The organism is Plantactinospora sp. GCM10030261, from assembly GCF_042666615.1.
Lineage (GTDB): Bacteria > Actinomycetota > Actinomycetes > Mycobacteriales > Micromonosporaceae > KBS50.
Genome location: NZ_JBHTDD010000037.1, coordinates 29681 through 43307 on the forward strand (window position 1 = coordinate 29681; position 13627 = coordinate 43307).

11 protein-coding genes are annotated in these 13627 nt (G+C 72.0%); 5 read left to right on the forward strand and 6 right to left on the reverse strand.

What is annotated here, in order from left to right; genetic code table 11:
* Nucleotides 1-6 precede the first annotated feature (6 nt).
* Together ACFQUZ_RS29230 and ACFQUZ_RS29235 are read right to left on the reverse strand one after the other, a co-directional pair.
* A complete protein-coding gene (locus ACFQUZ_RS29230; protein WP_377447966.1) occupies nucleotides 7-591 on the reverse strand; it encodes a class F sortase in 585 nt (194 codons plus the stop codon).
* 209 nt (nucleotides 592-800) lie between these two features.
* Nucleotides 801-1277 carry a hypothetical protein gene (locus ACFQUZ_RS29235; protein WP_377447968.1) on the reverse strand — a complete coding sequence of 159 codons (477 nt, stop codon included), beginning with the start codon at nucleotides 1275-1277 and terminating at the stop codon, nucleotides 801-803.
* A 187-nt stretch (nucleotides 1278-1464) separates the two neighbouring features.
* Here ACFQUZ_RS29235 and trmB point away from each other — a divergent pair, with 187 nt between their 5' ends.
* Together trmB and ACFQUZ_RS29245 are read left to right on the forward strand one after the other, a co-directional pair.
* On the forward strand, nucleotides 1465-2340 hold the full coding sequence (trmB, locus tag ACFQUZ_RS29240; protein WP_377447970.1) for a tRNA (guanosine(46)-N7)-methyltransferase TrmB: 876 nt from the start codon (nucleotides 1465-1467) through the stop codon (nucleotides 2338-2340).
* Entirely contained in the window at nucleotides 2337-4844 is a 2508-nt protein-coding gene (locus ACFQUZ_RS29245; protein WP_377447972.1) for a DEAD/DEAH box helicase, read from the forward strand. Before trmB ends, ACFQUZ_RS29245 begins: the two co-directional genes overlap by 4 nt.
* Before the next feature lie 126 nt (nucleotides 4845-4970).
* On the opposite strand, the gene ACFQUZ_RS29250 is transcribed toward ACFQUZ_RS29245, so the two are convergent.
* From ACFQUZ_RS29250 to ACFQUZ_RS29260, 3 genes are all read right to left on the reverse strand, one after another.
* On the reverse strand, nucleotides 4971-5717 hold the full coding sequence (locus ACFQUZ_RS29250; RefSeq protein ID WP_377447974.1) for a hypothetical protein: 747 nt from the start codon (nucleotides 5715-5717) through the stop codon (nucleotides 4971-4973).
* Between the two features lie 238 nt (nucleotides 5718-5955).
* Nucleotides 5956-7137, reverse strand: coding sequence for an SPFH domain-containing protein (locus tag ACFQUZ_RS29255; protein WP_377447976.1), 1182 nt, complete (start codon nucleotides 7135-7137; stop codon nucleotides 5956-5958).
* 6 nt (nucleotides 7138-7143) lie between these two features.
* On the reverse strand, nucleotides 7144-7614 hold the full coding sequence (locus tag ACFQUZ_RS29260; protein WP_377447978.1) for an NfeD family protein: 471 nt from the start codon (nucleotides 7612-7614) through the stop codon (nucleotides 7144-7146).
* A 93-nt stretch (nucleotides 7615-7707) separates the two neighbouring features.
* On the opposite strand from ACFQUZ_RS29260, the gene ACFQUZ_RS29265 reads away from it, so the two are divergent.
* Complete coding sequence (locus ACFQUZ_RS29265) at nucleotides 7708-9021, forward strand: serine hydrolase domain-containing protein (protein WP_377447980.1); 1314 nt, start codon at nucleotides 7708-7710, stop codon at nucleotides 9019-9021.
* 50 nt (nucleotides 9022-9071) lie between these two features.
* Here the strand turns inward: ACFQUZ_RS29265 and ACFQUZ_RS29270 are convergent, their stop codons facing one another.
* Entirely contained in the window at nucleotides 9072-9941 is an 870-nt protein-coding gene (locus ACFQUZ_RS29270) for an NmrA family NAD(P)-binding protein (protein WP_377447982.1), read from the reverse strand.
* Between the two features lie 112 nt (nucleotides 9942-10053).
* On the opposite strand from ACFQUZ_RS29270, the gene ACFQUZ_RS29275 reads away from it, so the two are divergent.
* Nucleotides 10054-11025 (forward strand): AraC family transcriptional regulator, encoded by a 972-nt coding sequence (locus ACFQUZ_RS29275; protein ID WP_377447984.1) that lies wholly within the window; start codon nucleotides 10054-10056, stop codon nucleotides 11023-11025.
* Nucleotides 11026-11117: 92 nt separating this feature from the next.
* Complete coding sequence (locus ACFQUZ_RS29280; protein WP_377447986.1) at nucleotides 11118-13589, forward strand: putative bifunctional diguanylate cyclase/phosphodiesterase; 2472 nt, start codon at nucleotides 11118-11120, stop codon at nucleotides 13587-13589.
* The last annotated feature ends 38 nt before the right edge of the window (nucleotides 13590-13627 follow it).

Sequence of the window (13627 nt, forward strand, 5' to 3'; positions counted from 1 at the left end):
ACATCCTCAGGGCTTGCGGACGCTGACCAGTGACGCGAAGGCAATGATGTTGTCGGCGTACCCGATGCCGCCGCCCCGCCACTCACCACCGCAGGTGATCAGGCGCAGCCCCGGCCGGCGGTAGTCGCCGTACACGCGCTCGGCCGGCAGTTGGCCCTTGTCGAACCGCTCCACCGAGTTCACCTCGAAGATCGCCGTCGACCGGTCCTCCCGGACAATCTCGATCTTGGCACCGGCGGGCAGCTTCGGCAGGCCGTGGAAGACCGACGGGCCGGTCCTGGTGTCGGCGTGCCCCACGATGATGGCCGGGCCGAACTGACCCGGGGTCGGGCCGTCCTCGTACCAGCCGGCCTGGTTGTGCCGGTCGAGGTCGGGGACGGCGATGCTCCCGTCGTCGGCCAGCCCCACCTGCATCACCGGCGCCGCCACTTTGATCGACTTGATCGTCATCCGGACCGGCTTGCTGGGCTTCAGCACCGGAAACTCGCGCGGTGGTTCCTTGCTGCCGCCGCCCAGCCAGGAGAACGGTCCGCCGGTCGCCTGGCCGAGCCCGGCACCGGTGGCGAAGATGCCGAGCAGCAGCAGGATCACCGAGGCCGGTCCGAACCAGCGCCGCCGGCGGACCGGGCGCCGCTGACGCGTACCGAGGCTGAGGCCGGCGGGCCGCGGACCGGATCGGCCGGACCAGCGGGCATGCCGTGGACCGGACCGGACGGACCAGCGGGCATGCCGTGGACCGGACCGGACGGGTTGCCCGGCTGCCGGCCGGCCGCCGTACCGAACCGCGGACATGGCGCTCGTCAGCGGGGGCCGAAGGACGCGGACCGTTGCCGCAGGGCGAGCACGCCCAGCACGCCGCCCAGCACGAGGGTCGCCAGCCCGCCCGCGATCAACAAACCGCCCGGGTTGTCCCCGGCGGTGCCCCCGAAACCGGTGGCCGGCCCCCGGGTGGGTCGGATGCCACCGACCACGATCAGCGACGCCGTGGCGTTGTTGCCGTCGGGGCAGCGGAGCCGGACCCGGTAGGTGTCCGCCTTCGTCCCCTCCGGCACCATGGCCGTCGCGGTGAGGACGCCGTCCTGCGGCTGGGCGGTGACCGTGCCGAACGCCTGGGACTCGACCGTCGCGGGCTGCCGGTTGTCCCGGCAACTGGCCCGGATGCCGACCAGGTCGCCGGCCTCCGTCGTGCTCGGGGTGAGCTGGACGTAGACGTCAGCGGCCCGGACCGGACCGGCCATCGGCACCAGCGCGGCCAGTCCCAGGGTCACCCCGATCATGACGGCGGACCACCTGGCGGCCGGGGGCCTCGACACCGGCCCGACGGCCTGTGTCGAAGCCCCTGGGTGCGGCGCTGACTCCATAGGCCCTCCTGGCGCCGTGGGACGGGCCGATTCCATGCCGGGGGCTCCCGTCCACCGTACGGGGAAATCTTCTCATCCCACGGCGCGATAGGCTCGTCGTCCTGTGACCTCCACCGACCGGAATTCCGCAAGCGGCCCCGCCGACCAGCCGGGCGTCGCGAGAGCGCCGATCCGGACGTTCCACCCCAGGCGCGGCCGGCTCAGCGGGCGCCATGTGGACGCCCTGGACCGCCTCGGACCGGCGTTCCGGCTGCCGGTTCCCGAGGATCCAGCAACCACCGCCGCCACCGACCCGAACCCGGCCACCACCGACCCCACCGCCGCGGCGGCGACCGCCCCGGACCCGGCCACCGCCCCGGACCCGGTGGCCGAGCCGGTCGACCTGCCGGCGCTGTTCGGTCGGCGGGCGCCGGTGGTGCTGGAGATCGGTTCCGGGATGGGTGAGGCGACCGCCGCCATGGCCGCCGCCGACCCGGACCGGGACTACCTGGCGGCCGAGGTGCACACCCCGGGCATCGCGAACCTGCTCGCCATGATCGACCGACGGGGTCTGACGAACGTCCGGGTCGCCGACGGCGACGCCCTGGTCCTGCTCCGGCTGCTCCCCCCGGCCAGCCTGGCCGCGATCCACCTGTTCTTTCCGGACCCGTGGCCCAAGACCCGGCACCACAAGCGGCGGCTGATCCAGCCCGGCAACGTCGCGCTGCTGCGGGACCGGCTGGAGCCGGACGGTAGGTTGCTGTGCGCCACCGACAGCCACGACTACGCCAACGCCATGCGGGAGACCCTGACCGCCGATCCCGAGCTGGTCAACGCGTACGCCGGCTTCGCGCCGCGGCCCGACGACCGGCCGGTGACCAAGTTCGAACGGCGGGCGCTCGCCGCCCGACGCCCGGTCTTCGACCTGGTCTTCGTACGGAAGGGAGCTGGCCCGGTTGGCGGCGACCGGTCCGGGCAGGGCAGGATTGACCGGCGATGACGCTCACCGACCAGATCCCGGCCGACGCCGATGCCGACTCCCTCTTCGACGCGTTCACCGGCTGGGCGAACGGGCAGGGGTTGGCCCTCTATCCGCACCAGGAGGAGGCGGTCATCGAGATCGTCTCCGGGGCCAACGTCATCCTGAACACGCCGACCGGGTCCGGTAAGAGCCTGGTCGCGACGGCCGCCCACTTCACCGCGCTGACCGAGAACCGGGTCTCCTTCTACACCGCGCCGATCAAGGCCCTGGTGTCGGAGAAGTTCTTCGCGCTCTGCGAGGTCTTCGGGGCGCACAACGTCGGCATGCTGACCGGCGACGCCAGCGTCAACGAGGACGCGCCGATCATCTGCTGCACGGCCGAGATCCTGGCGAACATCGCGCTCCGCGAGGGTGGCCGGGCCGACGTCGGCCTGGTGATCATGGACGAGTTCCACTTCTACGCCGAGCCGGACCGGGGCTGGGCGTGGCAGGTGCCGCTGATCGAGCTACCCCAGGCGCAGTTCGTGCTGATGTCGGCCACCCTCGGCGACGTCAAGCGCTTCGAGGAGGACCTCTCCCGGCGTACCGGCCGGTCCACCGCCGTCGTCCGCTCGGCCCAGCGGCCTGTTCCGCTGATGTTCTCGTACGCGATGACGCCGATGCACGAGACGCTTGAGGAACTGCTCAGCACCAAACAGGCGCCGATCTACGTCGTGCACTTCACCCAGGCGGCGGCACTGGAACGGGCGCAGGCGCTGATGAGCGTGAACGTCGCGACCCGGGCCGAGAAGGACATGATCGCCGAGGCGATCGGCAACTTCCGGTTCACCGCGGGCTTCGGGCGTACCCTGTCCCGCCTGGTCCGGCACGGCATCGGCGTGCACCACGCGGGCATGCTGCCGAAGTACCGCCGGCTGGTAGAGACCCTCGCCCAGGCCGGCCTACTCAAGGTCATCTGCGGGACGGACACCCTCGGGGTGGGCATCAACGTGCCGATCCGGACCGTGCTGTTCACCGGCCTGTCGAAGTACGACGGGGTGAAGACCCGACTGCTCAAGGCTCGCGAGTTCCACCAGATCGCCGGTCGGGCTGGCCGGGCCGGGTTCGACACCATGGGCACCGTCGTGGTGCAGGCGCCCGAGCACGTCATCGACAACGAGAAGGCACTCGCCAAAGCCGGCGACGACCCGAAGAAGCGGCGCAAGGTGGTGCGCAAGAAGCCGCCGGAGGGGTCGATCGGCTGGGGTCAGCCCACCTTCGAACGTCTCGTCGCCGCCGAGCCGGAGCCACTCACCTCCAGCTTCCAGGTCAGCCACTCGATGCTGCTGAACGTCATCGCCCGACCGGGTGACGCGTTCGCGGCGATGCGACACCTGCTCACCGACAACCACGAGGAACGCGCGGCCCAGCGCAGACACATCCGCCGGGCCATCGCCATCTACCGGGCGCTGCTGGCCGGCGGCGTGGTGGAGCAGCTCGCCGAGCCGGACGACACCGGTCGGCGGGTCCGGCTCACCGTCGACCTCCAGTACGACTTCGCCCTCAATCAGCCGCTGTCGCCGCTCGCGCTGGCCGCGATCGAGCTGCTCGACAAGGAGTCGCCGGCGTACCCGCTGGACGTTCTCTCGGTGATCGAGTCCATCCTGGACGATCCTCGGCAGGTGCTGTCCGCGCAGCAGTTCAAGGCCCGCGGTGAGGCGGTCGCCGCGATGAAGGCCGACGGCATCGAGTACGAGCAGCGGCTCGAACTGCTCGACGAGGTGACCCACCCGAAGCCGCTCGCGGAGCTGCTGGACGCCGCGTACGAGATGTACCGGCGCGGTCACCCGTGGGTCGCCGACTACGGCCTCTCCCCCAAGTCGGTGGTCCGCGACATGTACGAGCGGGCGATGACCTTCACCGAGTACGTAGCCTTCTACAGCCTGTCCCGGTCCGAGGGGCTGGTGCTGCGCTACCTCGCCGACGCGTACAAGACCCTGCGGCAGACCGTCCCCGAGGACGCCCGGACCGAGGACCTCACCGACCTGATCGAGTGGCTCGGCGAGCTGGTCCGGCAGGTGGACTCCAGTCTGATCGACGAGTGGGAGCGGCTGCGCAACCCGTCCGACGTGGCGGAGGTGGCGGCCAACCGGCTCGACGAGCGGCCGCCAGCGGTCACCCGCAACCCGCGTGCCTTCCGCGTGCTGGTCCGCAACGCGATGTTCCGCCGGGTCGAGCTGGCCGCGTTGCGCCGCTGGGACGTCCTGGGCGAACTGGACTCCGACGCCGGCTGGGACGCCGACGCCTGGGCCGACGCGCTGGAGCCGTACTTCGAGGCGTACGAGGATCTGGGGACCGGCCCGAACGCCCGGGGACCCGCGCTGCTCATGATCGACCAGGGTCGGGACCGGTGGACGGTCCGGCAGATCTTCGACGACCCGGAGGGCGACCACGACTGGGGCATCAGCGCCGAGGTCGACCTGGCGGCGTCCGACGAGGTCGGGGCCGCGGTCATCCGGATCACCGACGTCGGCCAGCTCTGACCAGCAAAATGATCGTCGTACGGAAGGGGTGTGCTGTCCCGGCGTGTCACCACCGGAACCTGGCAACGATCATGGTCCGTCAGGACGGGAGAGCTGACGGGTCGGGCCAGGGCTCGGGGGCGCGGGTCAGGCGGGGGCGCCATCGGTGGGTTCGGTGAGCAACGGCGCCTCGGTGCGGGGCAGCAGCCGGCCGGCCTTCCAGGCGACCCCCACCCCGGCCGCGAGCAGCAGCAGGGCCCCGACCGTCTGGAGCGCCGCGACGATGAGTCCACCCACCCCGAGCAGCGGTGCGGCAATCATCATGAGTACGCCGTCGGAGGCGCCGAAGACCTGCGACCTGGCCACGGCGAGCCCGGCCAGTCCCCAGCCGAGACTGAACACCGTGCCGCCGACAAAGGCCAGCGCCCGCGCGTACCCCGGCCCGGCCGCGTACGCCAACGGCATCAGCAGCGCCCCGAACAGGGCGAGCAGCAGCGCGGCGGTGGCGGTCCCCCGGCTGCGGTTGGTGGCCAGCAGGCTGGTGAGCGCGAGCAGGGCGAGCAGTCCGAGCCAGGTGGCCAGCACCAGGCCGAGCGCCCGCAGGCTGCCGCCGGTGGCCAGGGAGGTCGACCGGCGCAGATCGTCACCGCGCGCGGTGACCAGTCCGAACAGCACCGCGTAGCCGGGCAGTAGCCAGACGACGTTGCGGGCGAACCGGCGCAACGCCCACAGCCAGATCATGTTCGGCGCCGGCGGGGCCGGATTCCGTTCGTCGAAGAATGGCAGCAGGTTGAGGCCGACCCGGCGGATCACCCGGACCGGGCGGACCAGCGAGGTGGCAATCCTCGCGTGGGCTGCGGCCGGCCCCTCGGCACGCTGCGGAGTCTCGTCCATTCCGCCTCCCCTCGCACCGCGCCCCGTCGGACGCTGGCAACACCCCGCCCCGGGCGCCGTCGACAGCGCGACGTCGTGGGCGGCGACGACGCGACGTCGCGGGCGCCGGCAGCCCCGCACGGGTACGCGAAACGGCGCCCCGTCGCCGCGGATCGGTCCCTGGTCCGATCCTGGCAGGCGACGGGACGCCGTACGGAAGGTTCACCGATTCCGGTGCCGCCACGCGGCACCGGCGGTGTCACAACCGCTGGGTGCGCTCCGAATCCGCAGTGTTGATCACGACCGTGTCGTCGGTCGCGGTCCCGTCGGTGGCAGGGACCTTCTCGGGGGCCGGGACCCCCTCGGCGACCGCGGCGCTCGGCGGGATGGGCGCCCCGGCGGACAGCTGCTGGGTGCGCTGGCTACCCGAGCTGACCTGCTCCTCCGCCGCGCGCACCTCGGAGTTGACCTCGCGGGCCGCGGCCGCCGCCGCCTCGGCCGCCTCGTGCGCCTCGCGCTCCACGGCACTCGAGTCGACATCCGCGGACGGCGCGTCGCCGGCCATCCGCTGCAGGCCGCCCAGCGCGCCGCCCATGCCCTCCAGCGCCTTGGTCAGCTCGGCCGGCACGATCCACACCTTGTTGGCCGTGCCGTTGGCGATCTGCGGCAGGGCCTGGAGGTACTGGTAGGCCAGCACCTTCTGGCTGGGGTTGGCGGTGTGGATCGCGTCGAAGACGGTCCGGATCGCCTTGGCCTGGCCCTCGGCCTGCAGGATCCGGGCCTGCCGGTCACCGTCGGCACGCAGCACCGCCGCCTGCTTCTCACCCTCGGCGGACAGGATCTGCGACTGCTTGTGCCCTTCGGCGTTCAGGATGGCGGCGCGGCGGTCCCGCTCGGCCCGCATCTGCTTCTCCATCGAGTCGCGGATGCTGGGCGGGGGCTCGATCGCCTTGATCTCGACCCGGGTCACCTTGATGCCCCACCGGCCGGTGGTCTCGTCGAGCACCCCGGACAGGTGCCTGTTGATCTCCTCGCGGCTGGTCAGCGCCCGCTCCAGGTCCAGCGATCCGATGACGTTGCGCAGCGTGGTGACCGTGAGCTGCTCGATGGCCTGGAGGAAGTTCGAGATCTCGTACGTCGCCCGAACCGGGTCGACCACCTTGAAGTAGAGGACCGTGTCGATGGAGACCACCAGGTTGTCCGAGGTGATCACCGGCTGCGGCGGGAAGCTGACCACCTGCTCCCGCATGTCGACCTTGGTCCGCACCGCGTCGACGAACGGCACCAGCAGGTTCAGGCCGGGAGTCAGCGTGCGCTTGTACTTCCCGAGCCGCTCCACCACGTCCATCCGCTGCTGCGGAACGATCCGGACGGCCCGAGCCAGCGTTATCACCACGATCAGGGCCACGGCGGCAAGGAGCACCGCGGTCACAGTCCCCATATTCGATCACCTTTCCAATCCGGGTAGCTCCCCGGAGGTTGACAAATCATCCCGCCAAACCATGGCGGTCACACCCTTTATCTCGATCACACGGACCTGCTCACCCGGCTCGTAGCTCTGGGTGGCGTCGAAGGCCCGAGCACCCCACAACTCGCCGCCGATCTTGACGCGGCCGCCGTTCGCGTCGACCCGGTCCAGCACGATCGCGGTCTCGTCGGTGATCGCCGTCATGCCGAACGGCCCCTCGTCCCCGGCCGCCGAGTCGCTCTGACGTCGCAGACTGGGCCGTACGCCAAGCACTGTGACGGCCGACACCAGGGCGAACACGATCGCCTGCACGGCGAACGGGGCACCCAGTGCCGCCGCGCCGGCCGCCGCGAACGCACCGACCGAGAACATGATCAGGAAAAGCGTCGTGGTGAAAATCTCCGCGATCGCCAGCGCGGCACCCAGCACGATCCAGATCAGCGCTCCCATGTACCAAGGGTGACATGCCCGCGCACGTCCGGCGACCCGTGAAGATCAGAGGTGCGGATAGGGTTGGTCCAGGAACAGCCAGGAGGAGACGCGATGCCCCTGCTCCCGGAGACCACCCGCCGCCTCGACGCACGCGTCACCGAGGCCCAGTCCACCGGTCGGGCCCCCTCGCTGATCCTCGGGCTGGTACGGGACGGTTCGCTGGCCCACGTCGCCGCCGCAGGTGCGGAACCCGTGCCCGATCCGGACACCCAGTACCGGATCGGGTCGATCAGCAAGACAATGACCGCGGTCCTTGTCATGCGGCTGCGCGACGCCGGTCGACTCGACCTCGACGACCGGCTCGACAGGCACCTGCCCGGCACCCCGGTCGGTCGGGTGACCCTCCGGCAACTCCTCGGTCACGCCTCCGGCCTGCAGCGCGAGCCGGACGGCGACTGGTGGGAACGCGCCGAGGGCGCCGACCTGGACACGCTGCTGGCCGGGCTCACCCCGGCCAAGCTCACCCATCCGCCGCACCGGGTCTACCACTACTCCAACCTCGCCTACGGCCTGCTGGGCGGCGTCCTGGAACGCCTCACCGGCGAACCCTGGTGGGAACTGGTCCGCGCCGAGCTACTCGGCCCGCTGGGCATGACGCGCACCACGTACCAGGCCACCGAGCCGTTCGCCCGCGGGTACGTCGTCCACCCGTGGCACGACACGCTGCGCGAGGAGCCCCGCACCGACACCGGCGCGATGGCCCCCGCCGGTCAACTCTGGTCCACCGTCACCGACCTCGCCCGGTGGGCCGCCTTCCTGGCCGACCCCGACGCGGCCATCCTGGCGCCCGCCACCCTCATCGAGATGTGCGTCCCCGTGATCATCGACCCGGACACCTGGCGCGGCGGTCACGGGCTGGGCATCGAGCTGACCCGCTCCGGCGAGCGGATCTACGCCGGGCACGGTGGGTCGATGCCCGGCTACGTCGCCACCATCAGCGTGCACCGCCCGTCGCGCACCGGGATCGTCGGCTACGCCAACGCGTACGGGCTGCGCGGCGGTCACCTCGGCACCCTCGGCGTCGACCTGCTCGACCTGGTGCTGGACGCGGACCCGGTGGCCGAGCCGGCCTGGCGGCCATCCGCCGACGAGGTCCCGACCGAGATCGCCGACCTCACCGGTCGCTGGTGGTGGATGGGCCGGGCGTACGACGCGACCTGGGACGCCACCGCGGCGGAACTCGTGTTCAGCTCGACCGGCCGGGCGCCGTGGCGCTTCGGCCGGCTGGACGCCGACCGGTGGCGGGGCCGCACCGGGATGAACGACGGCGAGGTGCTCGCCGTCCGCCGCGACGCCGCCGGCCGGCCGGACACGCTGGACATCGCCACCTTCGTGCTCACCCGACACCCGGACCGGATCGACTGACCGCACGCCCAGAGCGCACGACGACGGTGGCCGACTACCGGCCACCCCAGCTATCCGGCTGTCGTCGCGGTCCGGACGACTCGACGCAGGGTGTCTTCGAGCTCGGTGGTGCAGCGCTCCCGACGATCGCCGCAGGGTCGGAGAACGCCTCGGTTGTCGGCGTCGTACAGCGCGATGAGTTCATCGGCCAGCAGCGGCGGGACAGCGGCGCTGACCAGCGCGTCGTGCCAGCTGGGTCGCGGGAGCGTGACCACGTCGACCGCCCTGCCGAGCATCGCGCCCAGCAGCTCGGCGACCTGGCGTTCGGTGTAGCTCGGCGCCGCCAGGTCGACGACCTCGCTGACCGCCGGCGGCAAGGTCAGCGCCCGGGCGGCAGCAGCGCCGACGTCCTGGGTCGCGACCATTGGTATGGCTACGTCGGCGGAGTCGCCGAAGACCGGGTACGTGCCGGTGCCGGTCACGGCGTCGAGCACGGATTCGACCTTCTCCTGGAAATGCGGTGCGCGGATCGCGGTCAGCAGCACACCGGACTCGCGCAGGCGGTTCTCCAGGTGGTGCAGCCAGCGAATCGGTCCGGTGCCGTCGGGCAGCTCGGCCCCGACCGAGGACAGCATCACGACATGGGGAACGTCGCTGGCCGCGACCGCGGCGGCGATCGAGTCGGCCATGCCGCGGTGGTCGGCACCCGTGAAGGTCGCCACGGTCGGCAGCATGACGAAGGCGCCGCGGCAGCCCACGAGCGCGGCGGCCAGCGCCGTCCGGTCGGTGAGGTCGGCTACGGCGACCTCGGCGCCAAGGTCGGACCATTGTTGCGCCTTGCCTGGGTCACGGACGATGACTCGAACCGGCGCCCCCGCCGTCAGCAGCGCCTGCGCGGTCGCGCCGCCGACGTGCCCCGTCGCTCCCGTGATCGCGTACATATCAGCCTCCTGTGTCGGTCTGGACGATCCCCCACAAGTGAATCGGTCCGCAGCGAGACGATCCATGTTTGCAAGGCTCGGTTGCCTGTCTGATCGTCTACGCTGTTCGGCCATGGACCCCCTCGGAGACCTTCTGGACGGCGTCCGCGCCCGCACCGCCGCGTTCTGTCGTGCCGTGCTGGAGCCACCGTGGGCGCTGCGGATCGCTGACGAGGCCCCCCTGGCTCTCGCCACCGCGCTGCGCGGCCACGCCTGGATAGTTCCCGATGGCGGCACGCCCACCCTGCTGAACCCCGGTGACGTGGCGATCGTCCAGGGGCCGGACCCCTACACGGTCGCCGACCATCCGGGCACCAGCGCGACACTCACTGTCCGCCCCGGCAACCAGTTGATCACCAATGACGGGACCGACGTCACCGCCGAGGCCCGACTGACCTCCGACACCAGCACGCTCGGTCCGCGCCACGACAACGGCAGACCGGACAGCTCGACCGTCCTGGCCAGCGGCACCTACCAGGTCTCCGGCGATGTCAGCGGCCGGCTGCTGGCTGCGCTACCGACAATCGTCCGGGTGCCCCGCGAGGACGTTCGGTCTCCCATCACGGCCCTGCTCGCCGAGGAGATCGCCAAGGACGAGCCGGGGCAGCAGGTCGTCCTCGACCGGCTGCTGGACCTGGCCCTCATCGCCGCCCTGCGCGCCTGGTTCGCCCGCCCGGGCGCCAACCCGCCCGGTTGGTACCGCGCGCACGGCGACCCGCTCGTCGGCCCGGCCCTGCGCCTCATCCACGAGGACCCGGCGCGGTCGTGGACCGTGGCCGCCCTTGCCGCCGCTACCGGTACGTCCCGGGCGGCGTTCGCCCGGCGGTTCACGACGCTCGTCGGACAACCCCCAATGGCCTATCTGACCCGGTGGCGAATCGATCTGGCCGCCGACGCGCTCCGTGCCACCGACGCCACCGTCGCCACCGTCGCCCGGCAGGTCGGTTACGCCAATGCTTTCGCCCTAACCGTTGCCTTCAAACGCGTCCGCGGCGTCACCCCTCGCCAGCACCGACACGATGCGACGATTGTCGGTCGACCCTGAGGCGTCGGCTGACCGACAGCACGGTGGTCGCACAATTCGGCCGTCGCCATACCCTCCGTCGGCCGGTAGCCTGACGCATCGACTGTCCACAGGTGCCGGTGTCGCTCGGTGCCGCCACGCCGACCGCCGCGGCGCAGAGGGAGGGCCGAGGGATCGCGCTGACGTCGCGTGCCCTGGCCGGGTCCGCCCGGCGGGGCGTACCGGAAGCCACGATCGCCTCCGTTTCCCGCCCGCACGGTTGGGCGATCCGTGCCGGCGTGGTGGTCGTGCTGGTCGAGGCGGGCTGGCTTCTCTTCGAGCTGCCCGCCGCGGCGCTGGCCAGCGACATCGGCGCGGTCGTCCTCGCCAGCATCGCCGCCTGCTGCTGCCTCGTCGTGGCCCGGCGCCGTCCCCAGGGTGTGTACCGGTTCTGGCGGCTGCTCGCGCTGACCATGGCGCTGGCCGCCGCGGGCCGGGCGGTGTGGACGGTCAGCCGGCTGGCCGGTGACGGGAGACTTCCGAACAACCTGTTGGTCGGCGGCATCTTCACCGCCGGCATCGTCTCCGGCACCGCCGCCCTGCTGAGTTGCGTCACTGCCCCGCCGACCGCCGTCGGGCGGCTGCGGGTACTGCTGGACGGCGTCATCGTCGGGCTGGCGCTGGTGCCGATCGGGTGGCTGATCGCCTTCCGTGAGGTCGCGGCCGCGCCGATGGCCGATCCCGTACGGACTCTCGGCCTGCTGTACCCGATGCTCGACCTGATGCAGTTGACCATCCTCGTGGCGGTCAGCGGGCCGTTGCGCCCGGTGTGGCGACCACTGACGGCCATCGGCTGCGCGCTCGCGCTGCGGGTCATCGCCGACACCGTCTACATCTCGCTCGTCGCCCGGGACAGCTACCTCCCGGGACACCCGATCGATCTGTGCTGGCCGGTGAGCTACCTGCTGATGGCGCTCGCCACCGGAGACCGGGCCGCTCCCGCGATGGACTCGGCCCGGGACGGCATCGAGGACCGGCCGGTCCTGCCCTGGTGGCGGCTGGCACTGCCGTACCTGCCGGTGGGCGGCGCCATCGTGGCGATGGTGCTGGCCCGGCACCTGGACGGGCACGTCGCTCCGCCGGTATTCCTGTCCGGGATGGCGTTGCTGGCGGCGCTGGCCATCCGGCAGGGGTTGGCCGCGTACGAGACCACCGAACTCGCCCACCGGCTGCGCCGGCTCGCGTACACCGATCAGCTCACCGGACTGCCGAACCGGCTGCGGTTCACCCGGCGGCTTCGCCGGGCATTGCGTGGCCGGCTGCCGGTCGCCGTCCTGCTGCTGGACCTCGACGGGTTCAAGCAGGTGAACGACCGGTTCGGGCACGCCAGCGGGGACAGCCTGCTGGTGAACGTGGCGGATCGAATGCGGGCGGTCGTCGGCGACCGGGCGATGATCTCCCGGATCGGCGGTGACGAGTTCGCCGTGCTGCTCGGGCCCGACCGCGGGGAGCCCCCGGATCGGCTCGCCGAGCGGCTGCTCGCCGCGCTCCGCCCCGGCCCGCTGGAACGGACCGGCACGCTGCACTCGTCAGCCAGCATCGGCATCGCCGAGTACGGCCCGCAGCACACCGGTCACACGGACCTGCTGCGCGACGCCGACATCGCGATGTACGCCGCGAAGGCGGCCGGCAAGTCCGCGTACCGGATCTGCACGCCGGCCCTCCGGGAGGCCGCGGTGAGCCGGGCCGAGCTGATCGCGGACCTGCGTCGCGCCGTCGACGAAGGAGGACAACTGCGGCTGGAGTTCCAGCCGATCGTCGAGCTGGCCACCGGTGCCGTGCGCGGCGCGGAGGCACTGGTCCGGTGGCGGCATCCCCGGCTGGGCACGCTGCCGCCCGGCCGGTTCCTGCCGCTGGCCGAGGAGACGGGACTGATCGTGGCCGTCGACCGCTGGGTGATCCGGGCGGCGTGCCGGGCGGCGGCGGACTGGCAGGACGTGGCGCCGGACGCCACCGTCTCGGTGAACGTCGCGGCGGTGCACCTGCGCCGCGCCGACCTCGCCGCCACGGTCGCCAACGCCACCGTCGAGGCCGGGTTGGACCCGCACGCGCTGACGGTGGAACTGACCGAGTCGGCACTCATCGAGGACACGGAGACCGTGCTGGACCGGCTCCGTGACCTGCGGGCGCTGGGGGTGCGGATCGCCATCGACGACTTCGGTACCGGCTACTCGTCGCTCAACTACCTGCACCGCATCCCGGCCACCGAACTGAAGATCGACCAGTCGTTCGTCCGCCGGCTGGATGCCGGACGCATGGCCAACCCGGCGGCACCCGGCACCCACCAGAGCCCGACCGCTGGTTGCGGCGGCGGCCCGGCGGTTCCCAGCGCCGACGGTCGGGCGTACGCGACCGTCGAGATGGTGCGACGGCTGGCCACCGCCTTCGGTCTCGGCGTGGTGGCCGAAGGCGTGGAGACCGACGCCCAGCACGCCGCCGTGGCCGCCATCGGCTGTACGCGCGGCCAGGGCTACCGGTACGGCCGACCGGGCACTGTGGCCGACCTGCGCCGCGCGATGCGGACCGGACACGCCGACGGGGCGTGAGCGGACCGGACGCGCCGGCGGGGCGTGAGCGGACCGGA

What these genes read in the sequence shown, in the direction of transcription:
- ACFQUZ_RS29255 (WP_377447976.1), bottom strand. Translation starts at nt 7,137, where the DNA reads ATGGGGACTGTGACCGCGGTGCTCCTTGCCGCCGTGGCCCTGATCGTG.
- ACFQUZ_RS29260 (WP_377447978.1), bottom strand. Translation starts at nt 7,614, where the DNA reads ATGGGAGCGCTGATCTGGATCGTGCTGGGTGCCGCGCTGGCGATCGCG.
- ACFQUZ_RS29265 (WP_377447980.1), top strand. Translation starts at nt 7,708, where the DNA reads ATGCCCCTGCTCCCGGAGACCACCCGCCGCCTCGACGCACGCGTCACC.
- ACFQUZ_RS29245 (WP_377447972.1), top strand. Translation starts at nt 2,337, where the DNA reads ATGACGCTCACCGACCAGATCCCGGCCGACGCCGATGCCGACTCCCTC.
- ACFQUZ_RS29270 (WP_377447982.1), bottom strand. Translation starts at nt 9,941, where the DNA reads ATGTACGCGATCACGGGAGCGACGGGGCACGTCGGCGGCGCGACCGCG.
- ACFQUZ_RS29235 (WP_377447968.1), bottom strand. Translation starts at nt 1,277, where the DNA reads ATGATCGGGGTGACCCTGGGACTGGCCGCGCTGGTGCCGATGGCCGGT.
- ACFQUZ_RS29250 (WP_377447974.1), bottom strand. Translation starts at nt 5,717, where the DNA reads ATGGACGAGACTCCGCAGCGTGCCGAGGGGCCGGCCGCAGCCCACGCG.
- ACFQUZ_RS29275 (WP_377447984.1), top strand. Translation starts at nt 10,054, where the DNA reads ATGGACCCCCTCGGAGACCTTCTGGACGGCGTCCGCGCCCGCACCGCC.